Source organism: Streptomyces sp. LZ34, assembly GCF_053890475.1.
Window position 1 is genome coordinate 3,703,296 of record NZ_CM132680.1, and the last position, 26,455, is coordinate 3,729,750.

The 26,455-nt window shown below is 71.4% G+C and carries 21 protein-coding genes and 2 pseudogenes; 11 read left to right on the plus strand and 12 right to left on the minus strand.

Going from position 1 to position 26,455, the window contains the following annotated elements:
- Positions 1–9: 9 nt before the first annotated feature.
- The 3 genes and pseudogenes from ACWY4P_RS14345 to ACWY4P_RS14355 form a co-directional block, all read right to left on the minus strand.
- Positions 10–1,014, minus strand: a complete 1,005-nt coding sequence (locus ACWY4P_RS14345; protein WP_456210932.1) for an NAD-dependent epimerase/dehydratase family protein — start codon at positions 1,012–1,014, stop codon at positions 10–12.
- Between the two features lie 94 nt (positions 1,015–1,108).
- Positions 1,109–2,176: a sulfotransferase gene (locus ACWY4P_RS14350; protein ID WP_456210933.1), complete on the minus strand. Its 1,068-nt coding sequence runs from the start codon at positions 2,174–2,176 to the stop codon at positions 1,109–1,111.
- Between the two features lie 219 nt (positions 2,177–2,395).
- Positions 2,396–5,702 (minus strand): annotated as a pseudogene (locus tag ACWY4P_RS14355) (GH92 family glycosyl hydrolase).
- A 279-nt stretch (positions 5,703–5,981) separates the two neighbouring features.
- Here ACWY4P_RS14355 and ACWY4P_RS14360 point away from each other — a divergent pair.
- Genes ACWY4P_RS14360 through ACWY4P_RS14370 form a run of 3 tightly spaced genes read left to right on the plus strand, consistent with a single transcriptional unit; the run spans position 5,982 to position 9,268 of the window.
- Positions 5,982–6,860, plus strand: coding sequence for a GNAT family N-acetyltransferase (locus ACWY4P_RS14360; protein ID WP_456210934.1), 879 nt, complete (start codon positions 5,982–5,984; stop codon positions 6,858–6,860).
- A 60-nt stretch (positions 6,861–6,920) separates the two neighbouring features.
- Entirely contained in the window at positions 6,921–8,093 is a 1,173-nt protein-coding gene (locus tag ACWY4P_RS14365) for a hypothetical protein (protein ID WP_456210935.1), read from the plus strand.
- Positions 8,090–9,268 carry a hypothetical protein gene (locus tag ACWY4P_RS14370; RefSeq protein ID WP_456210936.1) on the plus strand — a complete coding sequence of 393 codons (1,179 nt, stop codon included), beginning with the start codon at positions 8,090–8,092 and terminating at the stop codon, positions 9,266–9,268. Before ACWY4P_RS14365 ends, ACWY4P_RS14370 begins: the two co-directional genes overlap by 4 nt.
- Positions 9,269–9,485: 217 nt before the next feature.
- On the opposite strand, the gene ACWY4P_RS14375 is transcribed toward ACWY4P_RS14370, so the two are convergent.
- Positions 9,486–10,205 carry a 5-formyltetrahydrofolate cyclo-ligase gene (locus tag ACWY4P_RS14375; RefSeq protein WP_456210937.1) on the minus strand — a complete coding sequence of 240 codons (720 nt, stop codon included), beginning with the start codon at positions 10,203–10,205 and terminating at the stop codon, positions 9,486–9,488.
- A gap of 16 nt (positions 10,206–10,221) precedes the next feature.
- Positions 10,222–11,538, minus strand: coding sequence for a transcriptional regulator (locus ACWY4P_RS14380; RefSeq protein WP_456210938.1), 1,317 nt, complete (start codon positions 11,536–11,538; stop codon positions 10,222–10,224).
- A gap of 245 nt (positions 11,539–11,783) precedes the next feature.
- On the opposite strand from ACWY4P_RS14380, the gene ACWY4P_RS14385 reads away from it, so the two are divergent.
- The 3 genes from ACWY4P_RS14385 (at position 11,784) to ACWY4P_RS14395 (ending at position 12,563) form a co-directional block, all read left to right on the plus strand.
- Positions 11,784–12,071 (plus strand): hypothetical protein, encoded by a 288-nt coding sequence (locus ACWY4P_RS14385; RefSeq protein WP_456210939.1) that lies wholly within the window; start codon positions 11,784–11,786, stop codon positions 12,069–12,071.
- The gene (locus tag ACWY4P_RS14390) at positions 12,068–12,211 is read left to right on the plus strand and encodes a hypothetical protein (protein WP_456210940.1); all 144 of its coding nucleotides are present in this window, start codon (positions 12,068–12,070) and stop codon (positions 12,209–12,211) included. Before ACWY4P_RS14385 ends, ACWY4P_RS14390 begins: the two co-directional genes overlap by 4 nt.
- Positions 12,212–12,392: 181 nt before the next feature.
- Entirely contained in the window at positions 12,393–12,563 is a 171-nt protein-coding gene (locus ACWY4P_RS14395) for a hypothetical protein (protein WP_456210941.1), read from the plus strand.
- A 353-nt stretch (positions 12,564–12,916) separates the two neighbouring features.
- Here ACWY4P_RS14395 and acnA read toward each other — a convergent pair whose 3' ends face one another.
- From acnA to ACWY4P_RS14410, 3 genes are all read right to left on the minus strand, one after another.
- Positions 12,917–15,634: an aconitate hydratase AcnA gene (gene acnA, locus ACWY4P_RS14400; protein WP_456210942.1), complete on the minus strand. Its 2,718-nt coding sequence runs from the start codon at positions 15,632–15,634 to the stop codon at positions 12,917–12,919.
- Positions 15,635–15,865: 231 nt separating this feature from the next.
- Positions 15,866–16,480 (minus strand): hypothetical protein, encoded by a 615-nt coding sequence (locus tag ACWY4P_RS14405; RefSeq protein WP_456210943.1) that lies wholly within the window; start codon positions 16,478–16,480, stop codon positions 15,866–15,868.
- A gap of 45 nt (positions 16,481–16,525) precedes the next feature.
- Positions 16,526–16,723 carry a hypothetical protein gene (locus tag ACWY4P_RS14410; protein ID WP_456210944.1) on the minus strand — a complete coding sequence of 66 codons (198 nt, stop codon included), beginning with the start codon at positions 16,721–16,723 and terminating at the stop codon, positions 16,526–16,528.
- 572 nt (positions 16,724–17,295) lie between these two features.
- Here ACWY4P_RS14410 and ACWY4P_RS14415 point away from each other — a divergent pair.
- Both ACWY4P_RS14415 and ACWY4P_RS14420 read left to right on the plus strand, forming a co-directional pair.
- The gene (locus tag ACWY4P_RS14415) at positions 17,296–18,192 is read left to right on the plus strand and encodes a YhjD/YihY/BrkB family envelope integrity protein (RefSeq protein ID WP_456210945.1); all 897 of its coding nucleotides are present in this window, start codon (positions 17,296–17,298) and stop codon (positions 18,190–18,192) included.
- Positions 18,193–18,250: 58 nt separating this feature from the next.
- Positions 18,251–19,177 (plus strand): LysR family transcriptional regulator, encoded by a 927-nt coding sequence (locus ACWY4P_RS14420; protein ID WP_456210946.1) that lies wholly within the window; start codon positions 18,251–18,253, stop codon positions 19,175–19,177.
- A gap of 302 nt (positions 19,178–19,479) precedes the next feature.
- Here ACWY4P_RS14420 and ACWY4P_RS14425 read toward each other — a convergent pair whose 3' ends face one another.
- Complete coding sequence (locus ACWY4P_RS14425) at positions 19,480–19,842, minus strand: GntR family transcriptional regulator (RefSeq protein WP_456210947.1); 363 nt, start codon at positions 19,840–19,842, stop codon at positions 19,480–19,482.
- A gap of 1 nt (position 19,843) precedes the next feature.
- A complete protein-coding gene (locus ACWY4P_RS14430) occupies positions 19,844–20,830 on the minus strand; it encodes a DUF1648 domain-containing protein (RefSeq protein WP_456210948.1) in 987 nt (328 codons plus the stop codon).
- 154 nt (positions 20,831–20,984) lie between these two features.
- Between ACWY4P_RS14430 and ACWY4P_RS14435 the strand changes: the two genes are divergently transcribed.
- The 3 genes and pseudogenes from ACWY4P_RS14435 to ACWY4P_RS14445 all read left to right on the plus strand — a co-directional run bounded on the left by ACWY4P_RS14435 (position 20,985) and on the right by ACWY4P_RS14445 (position 24,660).
- Entirely contained in the window at positions 20,985–22,514 is a 1,530-nt protein-coding gene (locus ACWY4P_RS14435; protein ID WP_456210949.1) for a UDP-N-acetylglucosamine 1-carboxyvinyltransferase, read from the plus strand.
- Between the two features lie 106 nt (positions 22,515–22,620).
- Positions 22,621–22,971, plus strand: a pseudogene (locus ACWY4P_RS14440) (transposase); the annotation flags it as partial.
- 1,023 nt (positions 22,972–23,994) lie between these two features.
- Positions 23,995–24,660 carry an AfsR/SARP family transcriptional regulator gene (locus tag ACWY4P_RS14445; protein WP_456210950.1) on the plus strand — a complete coding sequence of 222 codons (666 nt, stop codon included), beginning with the start codon at positions 23,995–23,997 and terminating at the stop codon, positions 24,658–24,660.
- Here the strand turns inward: ACWY4P_RS14445 and ACWY4P_RS14450 are convergent.
- On the minus strand, positions 24,624–25,868 hold the full coding sequence (locus tag ACWY4P_RS14450) for an MFS transporter (protein ID WP_456210951.1): 1,245 nt from the start codon (positions 25,866–25,868) through the stop codon (positions 24,624–24,626). The two genes, ACWY4P_RS14445 and ACWY4P_RS14450, sit on opposite strands and share 37 nt — an antisense overlap.
- A 3-nt stretch (positions 25,869–25,871) precedes the next feature.
- Entirely contained in the window at positions 25,872–26,447 is a 576-nt protein-coding gene (locus tag ACWY4P_RS14455; RefSeq protein ID WP_456210952.1) for a nitroreductase family protein, read from the minus strand.
- Positions 26,448–26,455 lie beyond the last annotated feature (8 nt).

A 26,455-nucleotide genomic window follows, 5' to 3' on the forward strand; every position in this document is an offset into this window, starting at 1 on the left:
GGTCCGCCCCTAAGCGTGTCTCGCCGACCTCAGCACCTTCGCCTCCCGCTCCGGGGCAAGCCCCACCGGCGGGCGGTCCGGACGCTGGGGTGCCCGGCCGCCCAGCTGTCGCAGCCACTCCCAGGTGGCGGCCACGGTTTCGGCGACGGGGCGGCAGCGCAGGCCCGCGGCGAGCGCCCGGGACACATCCCCTCCGTACATCGTGTCGTGCAGCTCCCCCGGCGGCAGCCATACCGGCAGCTCGGTCCATGGCTCGACACCGGCCGCCAGGACCACCTCCGGGTCCGTCCAGCGCAGCTCGGCGTCCGACCCGGTGACGGCCACGCACGCCTCAAGCAGCTCGCCGAGGGTCGTCTGGCCCGGCGGGCTCACCAGGTTGTACGGGCCGCCGAGCCCGCGCTCGGCCGCGTCCAGCACCCAGCCGGCCAGGTCGCGGACGTCGATGTACTGCAGCGCCAGCTCACGCGGCCCCGGCGCCAGGACCTGGCCGCCCTGGGAGATACGCGTCAGCCACCACGGCAGCCGGCCGACGTTCTCGTACGGGCCCAGGATCAGCCCCGCCCGGGCCAGCAGCGCCCGCTCGCCGAACGCCGCCTCCGCCGCCAGCTCCCCGCCCCTCTTGGCCTGGGCGTACTCGGCCTCGTCCGCGTCCGGCGACGCCTCCACCAGCGGGCCGTCCTCGTCGAGCCCGGCCGGGGCGGGGTAGGAGTAGACCGACCGGCTGGAGATGTAGGCGTAAGTCCCGGCGCGCCCGGCCAGCAGCCGGGCCGCGTCGCGCACGGCGGACGGCGCGCCCGACCAGGTGTCGACGACGACGTCCCACTCCCCCGCCTCGGGCGCCTCCAGGGCCGCCAGGCCGCCCACGGCGCTCCGGTCGCCCCGCAGGGCGGCCACGCCCGGCGGCGGGTCGTGGCGTCCGCGGTGGAACGCGGTCACCTGCCAGTCGCGCGCCAGCGCCTCCTCGGCGACGGCGCGCCCCACGAATTCCGTACCGCCCAGCAACAGAAGCCTCATGACGGTGACTCTGCCCGCCGGGTGGCGCCGGCGGAATCGCCGCATGCTGTGAGCAGACACGCTGTGGGCAGAATCCCCGCGGGGAGCCGGAGCGCTACGTACCCGCCATGGCCGCCCGCAGCGCCTCGGTGCCCGGGGTGCAGGACTCGCGCAGGGCGGACAGCTCGTCCGGGGGAAGGCGGAGGGCGGAGCCGCGCCGGCCGTGGTCGAGCGTGGCCTCGGCCGCCGTCAGCCACTCCTCCGTGGGCTCGACGCCGACGAACTCCGCCAGCCGGGTCAGCTCCTGCCGGGGCGCGTCGAGCAGTCCCTCGTAGGACAGGGCCGTACGGGAACCCTCCGGGACCCGTGACAGCGCCGTCAGGCCCCGGCTGATCAGGCGCGACCACATCTCGCCGAACCGGGCGACCGGCACGGGCGCCGCCATCAGCAGCGCGGGGTCGAACCGTTCGGCGAACAGCCCCGCGAGGTCGGGCGGCAGGGTCTGGAGGTGCTGGTCGGTGAGCCGGGGCACCAGCGGGCCCGCCCCCGACGCGCTTCTGGCGTCCATGGTGCGCAGGATCATCCGGAAGCCGGGGTGTCGGCTCATCGACAGCGCACAGTCCGGCCCGTCCCGGAACATATGGACGAACCGCGCCTCGGGAAACGCCTCCCGGATCCACGGCACCCAGCTCAGCGAGCCGCCGGAGCGCTCGACGACCGCACCGCCGCCGAACCGGTCGGCCAGCAGCTCGAACAGCGCCTCGTAGTGCCGGGCCACGGGGCGGCCCGGCCAGGCCGAGACGCGCGGCGCGAGCTCGTCGAAGAGCGCGTCCGGGTCGTCGGTGAGATGCGGCAGGACCATCATGCACAGGGCGGGGATGCCGGTGGTCTCGGCCGAGAAGCGGCCGGGGCGCCGGGGGTACAGGAATTCCGGCGACGGGGTGCCGCTGCGGATCATCCGGTCGAAGTCCTCGTTCGGCCGGGTGACCAGCTGCCAGAAGTCCGCGCCGGTCAGGACCCGCCCGGGCAGCGGATGGCGGTGGGGCTCCGCACCGAGGGAGGTGAACAGCTCGTTGACGCTGAGGATGCCGGGGTGCAGGTTCAGGACGTGCGACAGCGCGGTCGAGCCGCTGCGTCCGGTGCCGACGACGAACGTCAGGGGCCGCGTGCTGATGTGGTCCACCTCCGGTGTTGGCCTGCCGTCGCGGGAGGGCGGTACGGCGGTACGGGCGGCGGCCGTCGCGCGGGCGGCCGCCGGGCAGCGATCAAGTAAAGGGCGTGGTGTCGCCGGGGCGCAAGGGTGTTGCCGGGACTGGGTGTTCACCGGCCGGGTGGGCCGGTGAACACCCCCGTACGTCCCGTGCGCCCCGCCTCGACGCCTCGACGCCTGGCCGCCCGGCCGTCAGCCGCGGGCGATCGCGAAGACGTGGAGGTCCGCGTTGTCCGGCAGCGTGACGCTCTTGATCGTCTTGCCGTCCGGCGCCCGGAACGCCTTCGTCGCGAAGATGTAGGCGTCCACGACGTCCTTGTCCCCGCCGCTGATGTTGCGGTACGGGGTCCTGGCGACGGTCACGTTGCCGTACTGGACCGTCCCTCCGCCGCCGCCCACCGTCCAGTCGGTGAAGGACAGCTCGGTGCTGTCCGAACTGCCGTCGGTGTAGGTGATCTTGGCGGTGGTCTCCTGGTTGCCGTTGACCGCGCTGCCGACGAACGACAGGGCGGTGGAGGCCGGCAGGTCGATGGTCTGGCCGTCGGCCGAGGCGTTGTCGGGGCGGCCGGCGGGCGAGTCGGGCCAGGTGAACTCCAGGCCCTGGACGGTGCCCCGGGCGCCCGGTGCGAGACCGGCCTCGGTCAGGGCCTGGCGCGAATAGCTCCAGCCGCCGCCGTCGTAGTCGCCCTCGTCGTGCTCGCCCGCGTCGTCGGTGGCGCCGACGTTGTCGTACGCGGCGAGCAGGCTGCCGGGCCCGGCGACGGTCACCGCCACCGGCTGGACGACGTCCGTGCCCTCGCCGGTCACCGTCACCTTGGCGTCGTAGAAGCCCTCGGCCGTGTCCTGCCCCGCGCGCAGGGTGATCTCGGCCGTACCATCGGGCCCCACCGTCCCGGAGGCGGGCGAGGCGGTGAGCCCGTCCGGGGCGCCGGCGGTGAAGCGCACCTGGGGGCGGTCACCGTCGCGGACGGGGACGGCGGCCACCTTCACCGTCAGGCTCTCGCCGGGCGCGACGGTGCCGGTGGTGGGCCCCACGCCGATCTGGTACGGCTGCTCGCCGGCGCGGAAGGACGGGGGCGCGTCGGCCGCGGCCGAGCCCCAGGAGCGGTTGGGCGCCTCGCCGAGGGCGTACTCCAGCGTGCCGCCGCGCCTGACGAACGACTCCGGCAGCCAGGGCCGGCCGCTCGCCCGGCCGTCGACCTTCAGCGACTGGACGTACGGCGCGTCCGGCGCGGCCTGCGGGGCCCGGATGGAGATGTCACGGCCGCCGCGTTCGATCTCCACACGCGGGAACAGCGGCGAGGCCAGCACCAGTTCGGCGCGGGAGGGGACCTGCGGATACAGGCCGAGGGCCGAGAACACGTACCAGGACGACATCTCGCCGAGGTCGTCGTTGCCGGGGATGCCGCCGGGCTCGGTGCTCCACAGCTGCCGCATCGCCGCGCGGACGGTCTCCTGGGTCTTGTACGGCTGTCCGGCGTACGCGTACAGATACGGGACGTTGATCGATGGCTCGTTGTCCAGTTCGGACTTCTCGCCGCCCGCGCCGGTGAGCGCCCAGCTGCCGTCGGCGTCGTGGAAGAAGGAGTCCAGGCGCTTCACCGCGGCGTCCCTGCCGCCCAGGGCGGCGAACAGGCCCGCCGGGTTGTGCTGCACCATCCAGGTGTACTGGGCGCTGGTGCCCTCGACGAAGCCGTTGCCGGTGGCCGGGGTGAAGCCGGTGACCCAGCTGCCGTCCGCCTTGCGGTTGGCGATGTAGCCGCCGGTGTCCGGATCGGCGGCGGCGTTGAAGTTGTTCTGCCACCACTGGGCGCGGGCCGCGAAGGCGCGGGCGGTGTCCCGCTCCCCCGCCGCCCCGGCGAGCTGCGAGATCGCGAAGTCCGCGCCGGACATCTCCAGGGTCTCGGCCGCGCCGCCCCAGGCGTTGGAGACGGACGGCATGTAGTGCAGCTTGAGGTACTTGTCGAGGGAGGGTCGCTGGCCCACCGACATGATCGGCTTGCCGGCCGGGCTGGTGTCCTTCGCGGTCGGTACGGTGGCGGCCCTGACCAGCGAGTCGAGGGCGCCGTCGAGGTCGAAGCGGGTGCCGCCGAAGGCCCGGATCCCGGCGAGGGCGGCGGCCGACGGGTCACCGTTCATGACGTGGGTGCCGGAGGAGTTGTGGATCCACCGGTCCCCACACGCCGCCGTTCTGGCGTGCGAAGTTCAGCAGCGACTGCGCGATGTCGGAGCCCCGGCCGGGGTCGAGGAGGGTGAGCAGCTGGACCTGGGAGCGGTAGACGTCCCAGCCGGAGAAGGTGCCGTACTGGGCCCGGTGGCCCGGGGTCACCGAGTGGACCTCGCCGTCGCTGCCCCGGTAGCGGCCGTCGATGTCGCTGATGACGTTGGGGTGCAGCAGCGAGTGGTAGAGCGCGGTATAGAAGGTGGTGCGGTCCGCGTCCGAGCCGCCGCCGACCCTGATGTCGGCCAACCGGCGGCGCCACGCGTCGTACGCGGCGTCGCGCACCTGCCCGAAGCCGCGCCCCGGCGGATTCTCGGCGGCCAGGTTGGCCTTGGCGCCCGCCTGGCCGACGTAGCTGATGCCCACCTTGACCCCGACCCGGCGGGTGCCGTCGGGGAAGCGGAGGTAGCCGCCGGAGCCCTTCCCGGCGACGGGGCGGCCGTCGGTGCCGTACCCGCCGGTGCCGCCCTCGGCGGCCGTGGTGCCGGGGCGCAGCCGGCCGTCCTGCCAGGTGCCGTGGGCGGCGAACGCGGTGTCGAAGGTGGCGGTGAAGTGCAGCGTGTAGTAGCTGCGGCGCCCTTCGGGGTCGAGGTAGCCGCAGAAGTTGCCGCTGGTGACCGAGCCGGAGACGGTGCGGCGCGCCGGGTCGATCGTGATGTCCGCGTCCGTGCTGCCGACTTCGGCCGCGGAGGTGCGGATGAGCAGCGAGGCCGCCTTGCCCTCGGGGTAGGTGAAGCGGGCGGACCCGGTGCGGGCGGTGGCGGTCAGGTCGGCTCCGGCGCCGGAGGCGAGGGTGACCTGGTACCGGCCGGGCCGCGCGGTCTCGTCCTCGTGCCGGAAGTCGGACGCGTACACCTCGTCCTTGGTGTCCGCGGCGGGGGACGAGGTGACCTCGCCCGGGAAGGGGAAGAACGGTATGTCGCCGGAGCCGCCCGCGCAGCCGGTGCCGGACATGTGGGTGAGGCTGAAGCCCCGGATGCGGGTCGCGTCGTACTGGTAACCGCCGGGGGCCGCGGTGCGGGTGGCGTTGCCGCGGGTGTTCTCCGGGCTCCAGGAGAGCATGCCGAAGGGGACGACGGCACCGGGGTACGTGTTGCCGCCGTTGCGGCTGCCGATGAGCGGATCGACGTAGGCGGCGGGGTCCTTGACGAGTTCGGCCGCCGCCGCGGTCGGCGCGGTGATCGGCGCGGCCGTCGCGGGGGCGGTGGTCAGCGCGGACGCGAGCAGTCCGGCGGTGAGGGCCACGGCCGCCAGGGCGGCCGGGGGTCTTGAGGGCATCGCGGTCCCATCTTTCGCGCAGGGCCGCGTTCGCCAGGTCGAGCAAGCCGCAGGGACCGTACCGCACGGGGCGCGTCGGCCGTAAGGGCGCCTCAGGCCGGTCGACCCGCTTGAACTGCGCGTGGTGGACGGGCACTTGACAGGGTGGGCCGGTTGGCGGCGTACTGATCCCTGGAGCCCCTTTGACAACGTTGTCGCGCTCGTGGGTCGACCAAGCCACGTCCACACAACCGACAACACACTTCGCGCGCCCGCCAACCGGCCCGCCATCATGGGCGCATGATTGTCCGCCAACTACGCGACACCGAGGAGGACGCCGAGGCGGTACGGACCGTGGCCGCCGCCGCCTTCGGCGCCTCCCGCACCCTCCTGGGCGAGACCGACGACGAGTGGCCGCCGCGGCGCGTCGCCTCCGTCCACGGCCGCAACCGACACCTCGCCCGCACCGACCCGGGCGGCTGCTGGCTCGCGGTGGACGACACCGGGATGCCGGTCGGCGCGGCGCTGTCCAGCAGACGCGAGGGCACGTGGGGGCTGGCGCTGTTCGCGGTGCTGCCGAGAGCCCAGGGGCGGGGCCTGGGCCGGGAGCTGCTGGCGGCGGCGCTCGCGTACGGCCGGGCGTGTCTGCGCGGGATCATCGTCGGCTCCGAGGACCCGCGGGCGGCCGCCACGTACCGGCAGGCGGGTTTCACCCTGCACCCGACCATCCGGCTGCGTGGCATCGTCAACAAGGAGCGGCTGCCGGCGCCGGACGGCGCCGTGTTCGAGGGCGGGGCCAGGCAGCGGGACATGATGGACTCCGTCGACCGCCGCACCCGGGGCGGGGCGCACGGGCCCGACCACGAGCTGCTGCTGCGCCAGTGCCGGCTGTTCGTCTCGGACGACCTGGCGGGCAGCGGATACTGCTACGTCGGCGACAACGGCAAGGTCGAGTTGCTGGCCGCGACCTCCCGGCGGCTGGCGACGCGGCTGCTGACCGCCGCGCTGCTCAGCCTCCCGGAGGGCACCGAGGCCCGAGTGCCGAGCCTGACGGCCGAGCAGGAGTGGGCGGTGGACGTGGGGCTGGCGGCGGGGCTCGAGCTGTCCACCCAGGGCTATGTGTGCCTGCGCGGGATGCGGCCGCCGACTCCGTACATCCCGTCCAGCACCTTCCTCTGACGTAGCTGTCGGTGCCGCCCGATACGATCCACGGCACACACAGCTTTCGGGGGAAGCCGCATGGCCGAACAGACGACGGGCGACGGTGACGCTGCGGATGGCGGTGGCGGTGCCGGACGGCTGCGCCGCGCCCTGACGGCGTCGCCTGTCGTCAGGGCACGGCGCGCGGCGCTGGCGGGTGGACTCGCCGCCGCGCTGGTGGCGGGGTGGCTGGTCCTTCGGGCCGACGACGACGCGGACGCGGCGAAGAAGCACTGCTGGGGCGCCTGGTCGCAGCGCGACAAGCCGTCGCTCTTCGACGAGAAGGACCACGTCCGCGCCTTCCGGGAGACGGCCCCGACGCCCGAACGGCCGCGCGGCTCGTGCACGATCACCGCGAGCTGGACTTACAGCGACGACGAGACCGTCCAGGAGAAGATCTCCGTCAGCTACGGCACCGGCCCGAGAGACGCGAAGAAGCGCCGCGCCTGGCTGGCCGAGCTCTTCGCCGGCGCGAGAGACCAGCTTCCCGAGGGGCTGCCGGGCTTCGTCAGCGAGGGCTCCGCCGCGCTGGTGCTCCCCGGGAAGTGCGATGTCAACGGCCGCCCCTCGGTCGTGACCGCCAGCGGCGTGCAGAGCGACGACGACGGCGACTCCGCCCGCCTGCCGAACGTCTCGTCCGAGCCGTGGCAGGCGGGGCAGGCTCTCGTGGACGTCGCCAACCACGGCATGGAGAAGGCCGGTTGCGCGCCGGAGAAGGCGCTGGGTTTCACCGCGCCCCTCACGTCGGGACACCAGGCCGAGGACACCTTCGCCGCCGACTTCTCCGCGGGCGCCTGCCGGATCGCCGGGCTGGGGCCGGCACCCCGCCGTGGCGGGGGCGACGACGAGGGCCTCCACTCCGTCGTGGGCCCGGTCAGCGACGACCTGCAGACCTGCGTCGTCCGCTTCTACGACAACATGGCCGCCCAGTTCACGATGACCGCCCAGCCCCGGCTGGTGAAGCTCTTCGACGGCCTCACCGGCAGCGCCGCGCCCGCCCGGGGCTGGCGCGGCCAGGGCTATCTGGACGCGGACGGCGCGCTCTTCCGGACCCGGTGCGCGGGCCGTACGACGGTGATGTTCATGCAGAAGACGGCCATCGCGAAGGGCACCCCGTTCGGCACCCCGTCCCGCGTCTTCCCCGTCTACGCCGCCGCCGTGGCCAAGCGCCTCGGCTGCGCCGCCGTCCTACCGCACGGAGACTCGATATGAGCAGCCCCGATGAGCTGCGGCGGCAGGAGCACATCCGCATCGCCACCGAGGCGGCGCGCAAGGGCCGGTGGTCGCGGCGTGGCCGGTGGGTTCGGGGCCTGCTGCGGACCCGGGCCGGTCAGCTGATCTCCGTGGGGGTCGTGGGCGCGCTCATCGGCGCCCTGCTGACCGCCTGGCAGACGAACAGCCTCCCGTGGTCGGGGGAGAAACAGGCCCTGTGCTGGGGGACGCTCCCCAAGAAGGACGCGGAGGCGTTGTTCCGCGACGACCTCTCTGTCCGCGCGGAGGAGATCCGCCCGTCCTTCGGGAGCGGCAGCTCGCCGGACGTCCAGGGCGCCTGCCGACTCCTGGCGCTGCGCGACGGCCAAGCCGTCGGGCAGCTCAACTTCCGGGTCCGCCAGCTCGACGGGCGGTACGACGCGCAGACCGCGGGCTGGCTGACGGACTTCCTCTCCCCGCTGGCGGTGCCGTTCGGCAAGGGATACGTCGGAATGGCCTCGGAGAACCGGACCTGGCTGGCGCTGCCCGGCGGTTGTGCCGACGGGGGGCTGTCCAAAGGGCCCGCGGTCGTCGACGCGTCCTGGGGCAGGATGCCGATGAGCTCCGACGAAAAGCCCGGCTGGCGGGATCAGTTGGCGCGGGCGACCGTCCGCCTGGCGAACGGCGCCATGCGCGCCATGGGCTGCGACGGCACCCTCCCGCTCCCCGGTGAGCTTCCCGCCACCCCGCGTCAGAAGAGCACCGAGCCACGCCGGCTCTGCGGCGTCGACGGGCTGACGCTGACCCCCCTCTCCAAGGACGAGCGCTACCTGCTCGGCGGCACGCTGCTCACCCGCAGCCCCGGAACAGCCCGCGTCTGCGGCGTCGGTGTCGACGTCGCTGCGCCCCGGGCCCGGCTGCGGCTGGTCACCGTCGAGGACCCGCGGCTCGCCCAGGTCCTCTATGACCTGGCGGACACCATCGGACGGCGCGAGTACGGCAAGAGAGGCGTGAGTTCCGTCGGCTCGGACCTGGCTCTGTACCAGACCTCGTGCCAGACCGGTCTGGTCGTCTTCCTCGTCCAGGACGAGGGCACCCGCATGGACGACCTCCCCCGCAGGCTCCTCCCCCGCTACGCCGCCGCCGAGGCGGAGCGGCTCGGCTGCGGCTCGGTGAAGGTCGAGCTGCCGCGCTGACCGCCGGGCACCGAGGAGGCCGCCACCCGTGACCGGTAACGCTTGAAAGAGCCAAGCCGTGCATGCCTGTCGTCCAGCCTCAACGCCGGACGCCGGTGACTTTCGCGTCCGAAGCCTGAGTTGTGGTGAGTATCGGACAACGACACGCCGACACCACGGCGTGTCGTTGTCCGATACTCACCACAAAGTCACTGGCAAGTACGGGGACTTCGGCCTCTCACCGGTCGCTTGGCTTACGATTTGCCAGCGCGGGAATTGTGGCGATGGAGTCGGAGGCAAGGCATTCCCAGATGATGCCGGGCGGACGGGGGTGAGGTGGACACTCGATAGTTTCATCTGGCGTAATAATAAGATCCACTCGAAAGTCGTGTTCGGCCTCAGGTAGCACTTCTTTCACGACTTGGAGAGGGTAGACCGTAGTCGCGATAAGCGTGTTCGGGCCGATGAGTCCAGCTTCCTGCAATAGGGCTACTTCAATGTCGGAGTATCCGGCGCCTTTCCCTAGCCGTACGCCCTGTGAGTTAACGGCAACACTTCCGCACACGATCAAGTCAACGACCGGCATCTCATGCACACCTACCGGCTGGGCGACTTTTGCCGCCATTCGCCGTTCGGCGGCTTCGATCGGCGGAATGCTGAGCTTTTCAGGGTCCAAGAGGTAGAATGGATTCTCGGTCGCCAGTTTCGGTGATGCCATATAAATCCGTTTGCCGTCTTGGAGTGCCCGAGCACGTACAGGCAACTGGGCTTTGTCTGGAACCGCCTTGATGACGCTAGCAGCCTGCCAGGAGAGATGTTCAGCGAGACGGGCAGCGGCAGAGTCCGCACCGATGAAGGAAGGAATGCGGCCAGTCACGTCCCCGTGCGTGGACTCCAGTAGAGCCCAGACACGTTCACGGACAGCTTGTTTGGCATGCTGGATTTGCACCCTGTTCATCAATATCTCTTTCCGCTTATGTGGATGCAATGAGACTCAGGAGCCGGTCATTCAGTTCGTGCACTACCGCGACGCCTCGCCAGGGTTGCAGTTCACGACCTGCCTGAAAGATGAGGTTCAGCCCCCCGCCGCCTCGATTGCGCTCAACGATGTCAATCGCTTTACCGAGTGTACCCGCAGCCTCGTCTACCTTCCGTTGCCGAATATACGCAAGAGTCAGGTTCCCCAGAGCGATACCATGGGATTTCGACCCTTCGCGCAACTCTCTAGCCGTGCTCTCCAGGACCGACTGCGCACGCGCAGTGTCATTGAGGGAAAGAAAACAAGAGCCAGCCAATCGCCCGAACTGGCCAGGAGAGAGCATCGAGGTACCGGCATCGTTGGCATTAACTTGACTAAAATACCATTCCGCGTTTTTCAATGCTTTTTCGCAGTCCCGGCGTTGCTGCAACATCGCATAAGCCTCGGCGGTGTGCAGTACGGCCAGACCCGGGATAACATGACTAGTGTTCTCAGCCGCGTCAGCGGCACACTGTGCCAGTTCTAAACCGGCGCGTGGATTCTTCTCTCCATATAGGGCAACGAAGGATGTGCGCAGTAAGGCCAGCCCCTCGGCAACGGGATCGCGTAATTCTTGTGCCGCCTCGGCGGCTTGAGCGAAGTAAGCGCGAGGGGTGTCGTGATCGGTCCTTCCTGAAGCATCCCACACCAGTTGCCCCATGAGCGTGGAGGCTTCCGCCTGAGCGGCGTACAGATCTCGGCGAACAGCGTATGTGGTCGCGTGAGTATGCCAGTACGCGAGTTGCCCCAAATGCTGCCCGATCTCGGCAATGAGAGCTGTAGACGGCTCAGTGACATAGCGCGTGTCCAGGGTTTGCACTTGGTGCCGGAATTCAGCCACCGCCAATAGGTCGAGGCTTCCGGGGTTCTCCCGCACGTACTGAGCGCGCGTTTTAGCCTCGGAATCAGTCACAGCCCCGACGATAGTACCGGCGTTGGTACTTCCGTCAATGTCGTTTGGGGAACCCTCCCATGGCCGACTTGGCAGTCCGAGCATTTCGCCAGGAATGCCGAAGCCATCCGCAACACGTTCGATTACTTGTTGGCCGCGTACACCACGGACGCCCCGGATGATGTCGCTCACGCGAGAACTCGTCATCTTGCCGATGGCGGCGGCCATATCTGCGTGGCTGGAGCCCGTTCGTCTGTTGACGAGGCGAAAGATCTCCCGGAAGTTGCGGGTGGAGCATGCCCGCTGCATGGCCTCGCTCTGTAGGAGCGCGTCCGGGATCGTCAGCGGGTAGCCGCTTCGCCAGGTCTCGCGTTCGCCCATGAGCCACCTCGCGGGGACGGCAGTGATCGCTCCCAGGGTATCCCCCGGCCCCGGAACAGGGTTCCCCAAACAGGGCGGAAACGGGGTTCCCCAAATGGGCTTGCGGGGTTCCCCGTTCGCTGTTCCCCGAGGGTTCCCGTGGGCTGGAAGCTCATGAGGTGGAGCACATCCACGCCACGCAAAGGACCCCCGCGACGCGGCGAACGTCCGGGGGCGTGGCCACCAACCCCATGGAGGTTGACGACGTGACCAAACATATCCGAACGCTCCTCGAATGGCTGCTGCAACTGCTGTTGCCCGCTCCCGGGCGCCATCGAACAGCCGACGCCGCAACACCCGCCCCGCCCCACGCCGCTGTGTCCGTACCCGCCCTGACCCGCGTACCTGTTTCTGGCTGCTCCGCAGACCCGCCCGCACTCCGCCTCCCTCGTATCCCGGTCGGTGAGCGCTTCCCGATCGCATGGGACACCGACCCCGTGGGGTTGTACGTCCTCCTGTACGAGCGGCAGCGAGCGCTGGGCGCGACGCGGTGAGCGCGGACAAGCCCTCGCCCAAGCCGCAGGAGGCGCAACAGGGCTCGACCAGCCGCCCGACCTCGGCGGAGTTGGACGCGCGGGCGGAGGCGCTGAAGAAGGAGATCGACAAGCATCTGGGACGGGGGACGGGGCGATGAAGTCGTTCATGGTGCGTCGGTGCCCCCGGCTGACGGCGTGGTGGTACATGTCGGGCCGCATCTCCTGGCCTATGCGCCTCGTGAGCGCCAGGGCCCGGCGGCGGCACGACGAGTCGGCCGAGTCGGGCGCTGCCATCCGTGCCGCCCTCCGCCGGATTCAGACGGAATGGGAGGGCGGGGCATGACCAACGAAGCCCGAGCCTGCGCGAAGTGTCAGATGTACAAGGCGCTTCGGGAGAAGGCGAAGCAGGAGGGCGACTACGACCGGGCCGGCGACTACGAGGCAATGCGCCGTCGTCACCCGACCCACACCCCGCCGGACCGGACGGCCCGATGGGGGTTGCCCGTATGAGCCGCCCGCCTGGTGACGAGTCGCCGTGGTCGTGACTGCACGGCAGTAGCGCCATAGCCAACCAGATCCCCGCCTGGTCGTCCTCACGGCTGTTGATGGCCGGGCGGGTCAGCAATTCGGCAGACGTTGAGCGGAGATTTCCTCACCCTGACCGGCCCCTAGCCTCCAGAACATGTACTGACGAGCATCGGGGTTTCCCGCAGCATCAATGTGCGGCTCCGCCGCGCGGGGGGCTCCGCCCCAGACCCCGGGGTAGACCCGCCGAACGTCCCCTGAACCCGGCGGCGAACGACGGACGGGCCGCACCCCCGGGCTGGGGGTGCGGCCCGTCCGTAAGGCTTCCGCCCGGGACCTTACTTCCGGAGCAGCGAGCGCAGCACGTACTGCATGATGCCGCCGTTGCGGTAGTAGTCCGCCTCACCGGGGGTGTCGATGCGCACGACCGCGTCGAACTCGATGCCGGTGTCCGTGGTGACCTTGACGGTGCTCGGGGTGGTGCCGTCGTTCAGCTCGGTGACGCCCGAGATGGAGAAGGCCTCCTCGCCGGTCAGGCCCAGCGACAGCGCCGAGGCGCCCTCCGGGAACTGGAGCGGCAGCACGCCCATGCCGATGAGGTTCGAGCGGTGGATGCGCTCGTACGACTCGGCGATGACGGCCTTGACGCCGAGCAGCGCGGTGCCCTTGGCGGCCCAGTCGCGGGAGGAGCCGGAGCCGTACTCCTTGCCCGCCAGGATCACCAGCGGGATGCCCGCCGCCTGGTAGTTCTGCGACGCGTCGTAGATGAAGGAGACCGGCGCGCCGTCCTGGGTGAAGTCGCGGGTGAAGCCGCCCTCGGTGCCCGGCGCGACCTGGTTGCGCAGGCGGATGTTGGCGAAGGTGCCGCGGATCATGACCTCGTGGTTGCCGCGGCGCGAGCCGTAGGAGTTGAAGTCGCGGCGCTCGACGCCGTGCTCGGTGAGGTACTTGCCGGCCGGGGTGTCGGCCTTGATGGCACCGGCCGGGGAGATGTGGTCGGTGGTGACCGAGTCGCCGAGCTTGGCGAGCACCCGGGCGCCGGCGACGTCCTGGACCGGTGCCGGCTCCATGGCCATGCCCTCGAAGTACGGGGGCTTGCGCACGTAGGTGGACTGCGGGTCCCACTCGAAGGTGTTGCCGGTCGGGATGGGCAGCGCCTGCCACTGCGCGTCGCCCGCGAAGACGTCGGCGTAGCTGGTGTTGAACATCTCCTGGCCGATCGCGGAGGCGACGACCTCCTCGACCTCCTTCTCGGAGGGCCAGATGTCGGCCAGGTGGACGGGGTTGCCGTCCTGGTCGGTGCCGAGGGCGTCCTTGGTGATGTCCACCTTCATGGAGCCCGCGATGGCGTACGCGACGACCAGCGGCGGGGACGCCAGGTAGTTCATCTTGACGTCCGGGTTGATCCGGCCCTCGAAGTTGCGGTTGCCGGACAGCACGGAGGTGACGGCGAGGTCGGCCTCGTTGACGGCCTTGGAGACCTCCTCCGGCAGCGGGCCGGAGTTGCCGATGCAGGTGGTGCACCCGTAGCCGACCAGGTTGAAGCCGAGCTTGTCGAGGTACGGGGTGAGGCCCGCGCGGTCGTAGTAGTCCATGACGACCTTGGACCCGGGGGCCAGGGTGGTCTTGACCCACGGCTTGCGGGTCAGGCCCTTCTCGACGGCCTTCTTGGCCACGAGGGCGGCGGCGACCATGACGTACGGGTTGGAGGTGTTGGTGCAGGAGGTGATCGCGGCGACGGTGACGGCGCCGTGGTCGATCTCGTACTGGCTGCCGTCGGGGGCGATGACCGGGGTCGGCCTGGTCGGCATGCCGTTGTGGTCGATGGCCGGGGAGTCGGAGGCCGGGAAGGACTCCTTGCCCGTCTCCTCGTCCTCCGAGACGTAGTTGCGCACGTCCTGGGCGAACTGCTCGGCGGCCTCGGCCAGCACGATCCGGTCCTGCGGGCGCTTGGGGCCGGCGATCGACGGGACGACCGTCGACAGGTCCAGCTCCAGCTTCTCGGAGAAGTCCGGCTCGGCGGCCGGGTCCAGCCACAGGCCCTGCTCCTTGGCGTACGCCTCGACGAGCGCGAGCTGCTGCTCGCTGCGGCCGGTGAGCTTGAGGTAGTTGATCGTCTCGACGTCGATCGGGAAGATCGCGGCGGTGGAGCCGAACTCCGGCGACATGTTGCCGATCGTGGCGCGGTTCGCGAGCGGGATGGAGGAGACACCCTCGCCGTAGAACTCGACGAACTTGCCGACCACGCCGTGCTTGCGCAGCATCTCGGTGATCGTCAGCACCAGGTCGGTGGCGGTGGTGCCGGTCGGCAGCGAGCCGGTCAGCTTGAAGCCCACGACGCGCGGGATCAGCATCGATACCGGCTGGCCCAGCATCGCGGCCTCGGCCTCGATGCCGCCGACGCCCCAGCCCAGCACGCCCAGGCCGTTGACCATGGTGGTGTGCGAGTCGGTGCCGACCAGGGTGTCGGGGTAGGCCTGCCCGCCTCGCACCATGACGGTGCGGGCCAGGTGCTCGATGTTCACCTGGTGGACGATGCCGGTGCCCGGCGGGACGACCTTGAACTCGTCGAACGCCGTCTGGCCCCAGCGCAGGAACTGGTAGCGCTCCTTGTTGCGCCCGTACTCCAGCTCCACGTTCTGGGTGAAGGCCTCGGGGGTGCCGAAGCGGTCGGCGATGACCGAGTGGTCGATGACCAGCTCGGCGGGGGCGAGCGGGTTGATGCGGGCGGGGTCGCCGCCCAGCTCCTTGACGGCCTCGCGCATGGTGGCGAGGTCCACGACGCAGGGAACGCCGGTGAAGTCCTGCATGATCACGCGGGCCGGCGTGAACTGGATCTCCTGGCTGGGCTGCGCGCTCGGGTCCCAGTTGCCCAGCGCGCGGATGTGGTCGGCGGTGATGTTAGCGCCGTCCTCGGTGCGCAGGAGGTTCTCCAGCAGCACCTTAAGGCTGTACGGCAGACGGGCGGATCCCTCCACCTTGTCCAGCCTGAAGATCTCGTACGACTCGTCGCCCACCTGAAGCGTGCTACGGGCGTCGAAGCTGTTCGCCGACACGACAGTCTCCTTCATGCATGATCTCGCGCGTACTACCGCAATCCTGCCGTCACATGCTCTCGTCCATCAGGTAAGGTCAGGCTTACTTAGGTAGGCCTTACCAGTGCGACGGCCGCGGTGCGCCTTCCGGCGGATATCTCGATGTCAAGATAACCCTAATACATGGACCGCCGCACGGGGGCCCTACGCACCTCGCGTGGCGATCACTCGCGCCTCCGCGCACCATGAGGATCATGCGAAGGAGGACCGCATGGACTCCTCGGGCACTCCCTCCTCCGAACCACCTTCCGAGCCTCCCGCCGAACCTCCGCTGAGCGCCACCGAGCGCCAGGAGTACGAGCGGCTGCGCAAGGCCGTCGCCGTCCGCCACCGCCGGCTGCGGTACGCGGGAGCGTCGGTGCTGCTGGTGCTGGCCGTGCTGCTCGCGCCGCTCGCCGTGGTCGCCACCTGGACGCACGAGGAGGTCTCCGACACCGACCGGTACGTCCGGACCGTGGCGCCGCTGGCCTCCGAGCCCGCCGTACAGAACGCGGTGACCGACCGGCTCACCAAGCGCGTCGTCGACAACGTCGACGTCGCCGGCCTCACCGCCTCGCTCTCCAAGGCCCTCGACCGGGTCGGCGCCCCGCCCCGGGTGGCCGACAGCGCGCGGCTGCTGACCGGGCCGCTGGAGACCGCCCTCACCACGGCCGTCCACGACGTGGTGGCCAAGGTGGTGCGCAGCGACCAGTTCGCCCAGGTGTGGACCGCCGCAAACCGCCGGGCGCACGCCGCCGTGGTGAAGGTCCTCACCGGTGAGGGGCCGAGCGCCGTCCAGGCCAGGGGGGACACCATCGTCCTGGACATCGGCACCCTGATCGACAACGTCAAACGCAGACTGGTCGACGCGGGCTACGAGAAGGCCGCGCACATCCCCACCGTGGAACGGACGGTCCCGCTGCTGCGGACCGACAAGCTCGACAAGGCGCAGAACGCGATGCGGCTGCTCGACGTGCTCGGCATCTGGCTGCCGGTCACGGCGATCGCGCTCGCCGCCCTCGCCGTCTGGACGGCCCCCGCGCACCGGGTGGCGCTGATGGGCGTGGGCATCGGCGTCGCGGTGATGATGCTGGTGCTGCTCGTCGGCCTCGCCGTCCTGCGCCGGGTCTATCTGGACTCCGTCCCGCCCACCACGCTGCCCGAGGACGCCGCCGCCACCATCTACGACACCTTCGTACGCTTCCTGCGCGAGTCCACCCGCACGATCCTGGTCATCGCGGTGATCACCGTGCTGTCCGGCTATCTGTACGGCCCCGGGCGCGGTGCCCGCGGCGTGCGCTCCGCGGCCGCCCGCGCCACGGGCGCCACCGGCCGGGCCCTGGCCCGCACCGGCCTGCGCACCGGCGGCACGGGCCGCCGGCTGGCCGCCCACCGCGGCTGGACCTCCGGCGTCGTCATCACCGGCGGCGCGTTCGCCCTCGTCCTGTGGAACCACCCCACCCCGGCGTCCGTGGCGCTCGTGCTGGGCCTCGTCGTCCTCGTCCTGGTGCTGCTCGGCATCCTCGCGGCGGCGGCGAACGGGCGTCACGAGCACTCCTTATCGGTGGCCGCAGCGGCGGCGGCGACAGCGGTGCGTTCTTGCGACCGTCCGAGGTGGCAGCCTGGAACGCAGGAGGCAGGCGGTGAGTTCCGGCGGAGACGAACACCGGCCACCCCGGTTCGGCAGAGCACGGAGTGTCCTGGCCGCGACGCGCATCCCGCCCGTCACCGGGCTGGTCGCCAGGCTGGCCGAACAGCTCTTGGCGGTGAACACCGTGGAGGCCGCCTTCCGGCTGGCCGCACAGGCGTTCCTGACGGCCTTGCCGCTGCTGATGGCGGTGGCGGCCTTCGCCCCGGAGGGGTGGAAGGGCCTGCTGGCGGACTCCGTCCGCTCGGTGGTCGGCGTGCGCGGCAGGGCGCTGGAAGAGCTACGCCGGGCGCTCGCCGCGTCCGGCACGACGAAGAACTCCTCGGGCGCCGTGGGCGTGGTCGTGGCACTGCTGTCGGCGACGGCCTTCAGCCGGGCCCTCCAGGCGGTCTGCGAGCGGTGCTGGAACCTGCCCAGGACGCGGATCCGCGTGGCGGCGTGGCGCTGGCTGCTGTGGGTGCTGGTCTGGCTGGCGGTGCTGTTCGTCCAGGCGCCGCTGCGCAGGGGCTTCGGCACCGGGATCGTCTCGGGACTCGTCCTGTCCCTGCTGTCGGCCGTCCTGCTGTGGTGGTGGACCCAGCACCTGCTGCTGGGCGGCCGGGTCGGGTGGCTGCTTCTGCTGCCCGGCGCGGTGCTCGCGGGCACCGGCAGCGTCGCGCTCGGCTACGCCTCCCGTCTGCTCATGCCCCGGGCCGTGGACCGCAGCCTCGCCGACTACGGCCCCCTCGGCCCCGTCTTCACGCTGCTGTCCTGGCTCGTCGCGGTGTTCCTGATCGTGGTGGCGGGGCTCGCGATCGGCCGGCTGGTGGCCTCCTCCGCCTGGTACGCGCGGCTGGTCGGCCTGTCGCCGGACACCCCGGATTCGAACGCTCGCGCAGGTGACGCTCCCTGAGCGTCAGGCGCCCGGAGACCGGGCCATCGGGTGCCGCCCGAGCCGGAATACTGAGGCGATGGATCCGCACCTGCTCCGCACCTTCGTGTCCGTGGCCCGCCGCGCGTCCTTCTCGGAGGCCGCCCGCGATCTGGGGTTCCCGCAGTCAGCCGTGTCCCAGCACATCGCCACGCTCGAAGCCGACCTGCGGACTCCCTTGCTGACCCGGCGTCCGGTGGCGCCGACCGCGGCGGGCGCGCGGCTGCTGGAACACGCGGGCCCGCTGCTGCACCGGCTGGACACGGCCCGCGCGGACGTCGAGCGCCTCGCCGGTGCCGCCACCGCCCGGCTGACGCTCGGCGCCTCGCCGTCGGCCATGACGCCCTGGGTCGCCGCGGCGCTCGCCGAGGTGCGCCTGGCCCACCCGGACGTACGGACGGCCGTACGGCTCCTGGGCCGCGACGAGATCCCCGCGGCCGTGGCCACCGGGCAGCTCGACCTCGGCCTGACCGACGGCCTGGCGGCGCCCGGCGCCCCCCTGCCGCTGCCCGACGTCGGCCCGCTGTCCACGATCGCCGTCACCGAGGGCTCGCTCGTCGTGCCCCTCCCCCTCGGCCACCCGCTGGCCCGCCGCCTCGGTCTGCGGCTGACCGACCTCGCCGACGCCCGCTGGCGCTGGCTGGACGCGCCCGACACCGCCGTCCCCCTACGCCTACTGCGCGCCGTGAGCGGCACCAACGGCTTCCGCGCCGCCCTGCGGTACGAGGGCACCGACGTACGGGCGCTCCTCACCCTGGCCGCCGCGGGCCACGGTCTGACCCTGCTCCCCCACTCCGCCACCGCCGGCGCCCCCGGCGTCGTCGCGGTCCCCCTGGTCTCACCGCGCCTGGTGCACCGCATCGAGCTCCTCCACGGGACGGCCCTGGAGGACCCGGCGGCGGACTTCGCGGAGCTGGTGACCGGGATGGTGGCGGGGGTGGGGACGGGCGGTCACCGGTACGAGTGATCGCCGGGGGGAAACGCCCCAGGTCGTGAGGCGTTGCGATACGCCTGGGCGTCCAGGGAGGCCGGGCGCAGATCATCGAGGGAGCCATCGAGCTCTCCTCGCCGAGGTCCACGGGTTGGGATCACGAAAACGCCGTGGACCTGATCCGCGAGCAAATCGGGCCGGCTATGCGCAGGCTCGGCTGCCGAGCAAACTCGGGAGACCTGGACCTGCCCGGCAGTAACAACTGGTACGTCCCGGATCTCGCGGTCGTTCCTCGCGATCTCGTCAAGGGCGCCGGAGCGCTGTTGCCCGGCCAGCTTTCAGCCGCCCGCGAGGCCGTTCCGTACCAGGGCCATGAGCTCGTCGTCGGAGAGCCCGATCGCGCGGGCCTGGGTGACCAGGCCGTGGACGCCCTCGACGAGGCGGGCGCGGCCGGCGGAGGTGGGGGCACCGGTGACCACGGCGCCGCGGCCGCGGCGCAGTTCGATCAGGCCCTCTTCGCGGAGCCGTTGGTAGCCGCGCAGGACGGTGTGCACATTGACGCCGAGGGAGTCGGCGAGGGCGCGGGCGGCGGGGAGGCGTTCGCCGGGGTGGACCGTGCCGTCGGCGATCGCGCGGCGTACGGAGGCGGCGATCTGGTCGCCGAGCGGGACCGGGGAGCCGGGGTCGACCGTGAACAGCATGTCAGCTCGCGTCCGCCGGGCGGCCCGCGCCGCGGTCCGCCCGGTGGACGAGCGTGTTGAGCAGCGCCGCGGCGGTGCGGGCGTCGTCCACTGTCACCACGAACTCCTTGCCGGTACTCAGCCGCAGACACAGCGCGTCCCCGGAGCGCAGCACCAGGCCGCTGCGCCCCGCCCTGATCCGGTAGCCCCAGCCGCCGAAGTCGCCGTACGCGTCCACCTCACGGCTGGTGGCCTCCTCGATGCGACCGAGCGGCACCCGCAGGCGGGGCAGCCGGACGACGGGCGGGGAGACGGTCAGGCCGCGCCGGTCGACGGTCACCCGGCAGCCGGACAGCAACACGGCGATCACCCCCATGACGGCCATCGGCAGCCCGCCCTCGGGGCTCACAGTAAAGGCCAGCACCGCGCCCACACCCGCGAGGGCCGACCCCACGGCGAGCAGCACGCGTGAGGTGACGGTGTGCGTCCAGCTGGCGACCTCGCCCTCGCCGAGCGGCAGGCGGTGCGGGCCGCCGGACCGGTCGGCGGCGCGGTCGCCGGGCGGGGCGTCCGCCCCGGCCAGCAGCCAGCCCACCGCCGCGGCGGGCAGCGCGCAGGCCAGGGCCACGGCCAGCTGCCACATGGGGAGGCGGACGTCGGCGGCATCGGGGACGTCGGCATTGGCGAAGAGCGTGGCCGGGAACGCGTAGCCCAGCAGCACCGACTCCCCGTACGCGAGCGCGACCATCAGGCGCAGCGAGCCGAGGCCCCGGCCCGAGCGGTGGGCGAGGACGGCGAAGACCGCCCCCTGGACCGCGAGAACGGCGATGGCCACCCAGACGAACGAGGTCGCGCTGGAGAATCCGTCGGCCTTCCCGCTCGCCGGGAAGTGGGTGGCGAGCGGGTCCGGGAGCCGGTCGCGCAGGGCCGCGTAGGTCGTGATGACCGCGGCGCAGGCGAGAACGAAGGGGAGCGCGACCACCAGGGTGCGGCGCGGGGAGTGCTGCACGGCTACCTCCTGTGAGCTGCCGTATGGTCGCGCACATATTAGTTGTTCGCATACTAGTAGAACAATGCCCCGGCCCGAGGTCGGGTGCCTCACCCCTCACCCGATCGCCACTCCCGTCGCGCCCACATCTCATATCTGAGATAACCTCTGCCGTATGACTGACGACTACCTCTCCCGTATCGGTAAGCTCATCCGCGACGCACGTCAGCATCGTGGCTGGACCCAAGCGCAGCTCGCGGAGGCGCTCGGCACCAGCCAGAGCGCGGTCAATCGCATTGAACGAGGCAACCAGAACATCAGTCTTGAGATGATTGCCAGGATCGGCGAGGCCCTCGACAGCGAGATCGTCTCGCTCGGATACGCGGGGCCGATGCATCTGCGGGTCGTCGGCGGCCGTCGCCTCTCGGGCGCCATCGACGTCAAGACGAGCAAGAACGCGTGCGTCGCGCTGCTGTGCGCCACGCTGCTCAACTCGGGCCGTACGACCCTGAGGAGGGTCGCCCGGATCGAGGAGGTCTACCGCATCCTGGAGGTGCTGGGCAGCATCGGCGTCCGCACCCGCTGGATCAACGACGGGGCCGATCTGGAGATCGTGCCGCCCGCCGAACTGGACCTGGACTCCATGGACACCGAGGCCGCCCGCCGGACCCGCAGCGTCATCATGTTCCTCGGCCCGCTGCTGCACCGCATGCGGCAGTTCAAGATCCCCTACGCGGGCGGCTGCGACCTCGGCACCCGCACCGTGCAGCCGCACATGACGGCGCTGCGCCCCTTCGGGCTCGAAGTGACCGCCACGGACGGGATGTACCACGCGCGGGTGGACCGCGAGGTGGCCCCCACCCGCGCGATCGTGCTGACCGAGCGCGGCGACACGGTCACCGAGAACGCGCTGCTGGCCGCGGCCCGGCACGACGGCGTCACCGTGATCCGCAACGCCTCCCCCAACTACATGGTCCAGGATCTGTGCTTCTTCCTGGAGGAGTTGGGGGTCAAGGTCGAAGGAATAGGGACCACCACACTCACCGTGCACGGCCTCGCCCACATCGACCGGGACGTGGACTTCGCCCCGTCCGAGGACCCGGTCGAGGCGATGAGCCTGCTGGCCGCCGCGGTGGTGACGGAGTCGGAGCTGACGATCCGACGGGTGCCGGTGGAGTTCCTGGAGATCGAGCTGGCCGTACTGGAGGAGATGGGCCTGGACCACGAGCGCAGCGCCGAGTACGCGGCGGACAACGGCCGTACGCGGCTGATCGACCTGACCGTGCGGCCCTCCAAGCTCCAGGCCCCCATCGACAAGATCCACCCGATGCCGTTCCCCGGCGTCAACATCGACAACGTGCCCTTCTTCGCGGCCATCGCCGCGTCCGCGCAGGGCTCCACGCTGATCCACGACTGGGTCTACGACAACCGGGCCATCTACCTGACCGAGTTGAACCGGCTCGGCGCCCACGTCAAGCTCCTCGACCCGCACCGGGTGCTGGTCGAGGGCCCGACCCGGTGGCGGGCGGCCGAGATGATGTGCCCGCCGGCGCTGCGCCCCGCGGTGGTGGTGCTGCTGGCGATGATGGCGGCGCCGGGGACGTCGGTGCTGCGCAACGTATACGTGATCAACCGTGGTTACGAGGACCTGGCGGAGCGGCTGAACTCGATCGGCGCACAGATCGAGATCTTCCGCGACATCTGACCGGGGAATGCCGCCGCACCCCGCTGGACCAGCAGTAATGCCGGCCAGGGAGGAGTGCGGCGGCACCCGCGGGACTGTGGTCCGCTCCAGCGGGCATGCTGCCCCTGTGGCGAGCGATCTTGTCGAACGGTTGGTGCCGGACAGGCTGTGGGCACTGTTCCAGCGCGTGGTGCCACCCGCTCCCGTGCGTCCCCAGGGCGGCGGGCGCCGTCGGCACGGTGACCGGGAGGTGCTGGCCGCGATCGTGTTCGTCACCACGTCGGGCTGCACCTGGAACCAACTGCCGCCCGTGTTCGGCCCCTCGGGCGTCACCGCCTTCCGGCGCTTCACCGAGTGGTCCGAAGCCCGCGTGTGGGCCGAACTGCGCCGCCGGCTTCCCGAGGAGCCCAGCTGCGGGGACGAGTTGGACTGGGTGCGGCGGGCGATCGACCGGGTCAGCGTCCGGGCGCTCGGCGGGGGCCACTGACCGTCGCCGGCCAGGGGGATCTCGATGTCCGGCAGATGACCGTTCGGCGAATCGCACGGCACGAGCGGCGCGAGGGACGACCGGGTTCGCGTCATTTCCGGGGCCCGCGCCGGAGTCCGACGGCGCCCCGCGGGCCGGGCCGCGCCGCCATGGCCCGGCCAGGTCCCGATGACCGCATCCTGCCCGGCGGGGCTCCGCCGGGCGCACCGGTTCCGCTGCCCAGGACGGCGGGACCGCGATCCGACACCCTCGCGGCGGTACGCTCCGCTCCGCTTGCCGCCCGTTTCATTTGGTATTCGGTATTCGGGCGGCTTGTCGCGGGAAACGGGCCCGGGCGCGATGCCCGGAACCGCCGGCGCGGGACACCCGGATGGCCAGAATCACCGTGTCCGGATGCCATTCCGGCCACCGCGCGCGGAAAACAGCCGAGCGGGACATGGGTCCTGTGGACTTGCCCGCGTCACCATCTCAAATGAAATGGCCACGCGAGCAGGGCGGGCGAGAGCGGGGCTTCGGGGGAAATCCCGGACCGTGGTGGCCGTTCTCCGGTCGCCCCGCCCTTGAACAGCGGCGATGGCGCCTCGCGCGCCGGTGTTTCACTGGCTCATTAGCTGCGCTGCCCGTGTTACGCCGCCGCACCCTGGGTAGGCCGCGGGAACCGGCGCCTTCTTCGATCCGAGTCGGCACCCCGCGTGCACCCCGTGCCCCCGTGCACCGCCGTCATCGGCGAAAGTGCTGGTACACGCCCATCTCCCGTCTTCGTACGCCGTAACGGCACGACAATACGAACACCAAGGGAATGTGATGAAGAGCGATGACGTATGGACTCGCGCGGCGGGTCGGAATAAGCAGCCACAGGACATCCACCAGCAGAACGACAGCGCCTCCAGCGCTTCGGTGGCCGTTTCCGTATTCGGCAGAATGACCGTGCGGCTCTTGAAGGGCCTTCCGAAGCCTCCCGGGCCGCCGCGTCAGCGGGCCGTCCTGGCGCTCCTGTTGGTCAATCAGGGAAAGGTGATCCCGACCGGGTCCATCATCGAGAACATCTGGCACACCGGTCCGCCGGACCACGCGGTGCCGACTCTCCAGTCCTACATATCGCGCTTACGCAAGCTCCTCTCCGGGCAGCCGCTGCGGGGTGGAGCGACGATCGATGTGACCTACCGGTTTCCCGGATACGTGCTGCGGTCGGACCCCCGGCACGTGGACATCCTCAGGTTCGGGCACGTCGTCAACAGCGGGCTGAGCGCACACCGCGGCGGCGACCACGGCGCGGCGTTCACGCGGCTGACCGACGCGCTGCGGCTGTGGACCGCGCCGCCGTTCGAGGACTTGACCGGCTACGCGTTCGCCGCCCGGGAGGCGGCCTGGCTGGAGCAGCTGCGGCTGACCGCCGTCGAGGGCCGGGCCGCGGCGGCGTTCGCGCTGGGCCGCAGCCAGGAGATCCTTCCGGAGCTGGAGCGGGAGGCGGACTGCCACCCCACGCGCGAGCGGCTGGTGTACGAGCTGATGCGTGCCCAGTACCGTGGCGGCCGCCAGGCCGACGCGCTCCGCCTCTTCCACCGCACCCGTACCCGTATGGCCGAGGAGCTCGGGGCGGACGTCAGCCCCCCACTGCGCCGGATCCACCAGGAGATCCTCCGTCACGAACCCTCGCTGTCGGCGTGCTGGTCCCGCTGACCCCTGCGCGCGGTCAGCGCCAGCAGGGAGGAGACGGCGGCCAGCACGCTGATCGTCAGAAGCGCCACCGGCAGCCCGACCAGCTCGGTGAGGAAGCCGATGGCGGGCGGCCCCGCGAGCAGGCCGAGATAGCCGAGGGTGGAGGCGACCGCGATGCCGGTGGGTCCGGCCAGAGCTCCGGCCCGCGCCATCGCGATGGGGAAGGACGTCGCCAGCCCGCCGCCCGTCACGGTGAACCCCACCAGCGCCAGCCACGGGTTCGGGGCCAGCGCACCGAGCAGCATCCCGGCCGCGGCGGTCAGCCCGCCGCACACGAGAACCCGGGTCACGCCCAGGCGCTCGATCAGCCGGGTACCGCCGAGCCGGACGAGGAACGTCGCGAGGGCGAAGGGCGTGAACGCGACGGCGGCGAGGGCGGGTCCGGTTCCCAGACTCTGGGTGAAGTGCAGTGCTCCCCAGTCGGCGAGGGCCCCCTCCCCGTACGCCACGCACAGGGCGATCAGACCGAACACGAGGAGCCGCCGGTCCATCCGGCGCGGGTGGCGCCCGCGCCGGCGCCGTCCGTCCGGCGCCGGTGCGGGCGGCAGGCCGGGTCCCGCGCGCGGGATCAGATGCCGGCCCGCCCACCCGGCCACGGCCAGTCCGATCAGACCGAGCAGCAGCAGGTGGAGGACGGGAGACAGCCGCGCGGCCAGCAGCCCGCCCAGGCCGGACCCCAGCAGACAGCCGACGCTGTAGGCGGCGTGGAACCGCGGCAGGATCGGCCGGCCCACCAGGGTCGCGACGTCGACGGCCGTGGCGTTCATCCCGACGTCCAGCGCGCCGCAGGCGACCCCGAACAGCAGCAGGGCCAGGCCGAGCGACAGCGGGGTGCGGGCGCAGGCCGGCAGCACCACCGTCCCGGACAGCAGCACCGCACCGCCGAGGGCGACCCGGCGGCTGCCCTCGCGGCGGCACAGCCGCTCGGTGAAGGCCATCGTGCCGACCGCCCCGACGGGCACCGCGAGCAGAGCGAGACCGAGCTGGCCGGGGGTGGCGCCGACCTGTTGTTTGACGGCGGGGATGCGGGTCACCCAGCCGGTGAAGACGAATCCGTTCAGGATGAACATCGCCGCGGTGGCGGCCCTGAGCGAGCGCACCCGCTCGCTCAGGGCCGGCCCCGCCGCGCGACGCTCACCTCGCCGCGGTGACGCGGTGTCCGGTCGCATGACTCATGCGGTGATCGAGTTCCTCTCCCGTTCTGCGACGGCCGACAGCGTGGTCAGCCGTTCCTGGATGTCGGCGAGTCCTCGGCGTTCCTGCTGCTGGACCTGCGGCGTGCCCACGTAGAGCCAGCCCAGCAGCTCCTCCGTCGCGGACAGCCCGAGCATGGTACGGACCGCCGGGTTCTGCACCGCCTGCCCGGTCCGCCAGATGCTGCCGAAGCCACGCGAATGCAGGAGCAGGATCAGGGTCTGCGTCATCGCGCTGGTGGCCGCGAGCTGCTCCCACCGCGGGACGCGGTGCCCGGTTCTGGGACAGAAGACCAGCGTGGCGAGCAGCGGAGCCCGCAGAGCCTTCTGCACCGACCGCTCACGCTGCCGGCCGGGCAACTCGCCCGCGAAGGACTCGCCGAGTCTGCGGCGCGCGGCGCCGCGAATGGTGATCCACCTCCAAGGGCGCAGATGGCCGTGGTCGGGGGAGGTCGCGGCCACGCGCAGGAGGTAAAGGAACTCCTCCTCGCTCGGTGCCGGGACCGTGAGCAGCCGGTGGCTGCGCCGGGTCAGCACTGCGGTGACGACATCCACGGGACGCC

Bases quoted from the DNA above. Each gene is read 5' to 3' on its own strand.
- ACWY4P_RS14345 (WP_456210932.1), bottom strand. From the start codon at position 1,014: ATGAGGCTTCTGTTGCTGGGCGGTACGGAATTCGTGGGGCGCGCCGTC.
- ACWY4P_RS14360 (WP_456210934.1), top strand. From the start codon at position 5,982: ATGATTGTCCGCCAACTACGCGACACCGAGGAGGACGCCGAGGCGGTA.
- ACWY4P_RS14365 (WP_456210935.1), top strand. From the start codon at position 6,921: ATGGCCGAACAGACGACGGGCGACGGTGACGCTGCGGATGGCGGTGGC.
- ACWY4P_RS14370 (WP_456210936.1), top strand. From the start codon at position 8,090: ATGAGCAGCCCCGATGAGCTGCGGCGGCAGGAGCACATCCGCATCGCC.
- ACWY4P_RS14375 (WP_456210937.1), bottom strand. From the start codon at position 10,205: ATGAACAGGGTGCAAATCCAGCATGCCAAACAAGCTGTCCGTGAACGT.
- ACWY4P_RS14380 (WP_456210938.1), bottom strand. From the start codon at position 11,538: ATGGGCGAACGCGAGACCTGGCGAAGCGGCTACCCGCTGACGATCCCG.
- ACWY4P_RS14395 (WP_456210941.1), top strand. From the start codon at position 12,393: ATGACCAACGAAGCCCGAGCCTGCGCGAAGTGTCAGATGTACAAGGCG.
- ACWY4P_RS14405 (WP_456210943.1), bottom strand. From the start codon at position 16,480: ATGTCCAGGACGATGGTGTCCCCCCTGGCCTGGACGGCGCTCGGCCCC.
- ACWY4P_RS14410 (WP_456210944.1), bottom strand. From the start codon at position 16,723: ATGCCCACGCCCATCAGCGCCACCCGGTGCGCGGGGGCCGTCCAGACG.
- ACWY4P_RS14420 (WP_456210946.1), top strand. From the start codon at position 18,251: ATGGATCCGCACCTGCTCCGCACCTTCGTGTCCGTGGCCCGCCGCGCG.
- ACWY4P_RS14425 (WP_456210947.1), bottom strand. From the start codon at position 19,842: ATGCTGTTCACGGTCGACCCCGGCTCCCCGGTCCCGCTCGGCGACCAG.
- ACWY4P_RS14435 (WP_456210949.1), top strand. From the start codon at position 20,985: ATGACTGACGACTACCTCTCCCGTATCGGTAAGCTCATCCGCGACGCA.
- ACWY4P_RS14450 (WP_456210951.1), bottom strand. From the start codon at position 25,868: ATGCGACCGGACACCGCGTCACCGCGGCGAGGTGAGCGTCGCGCGGCG.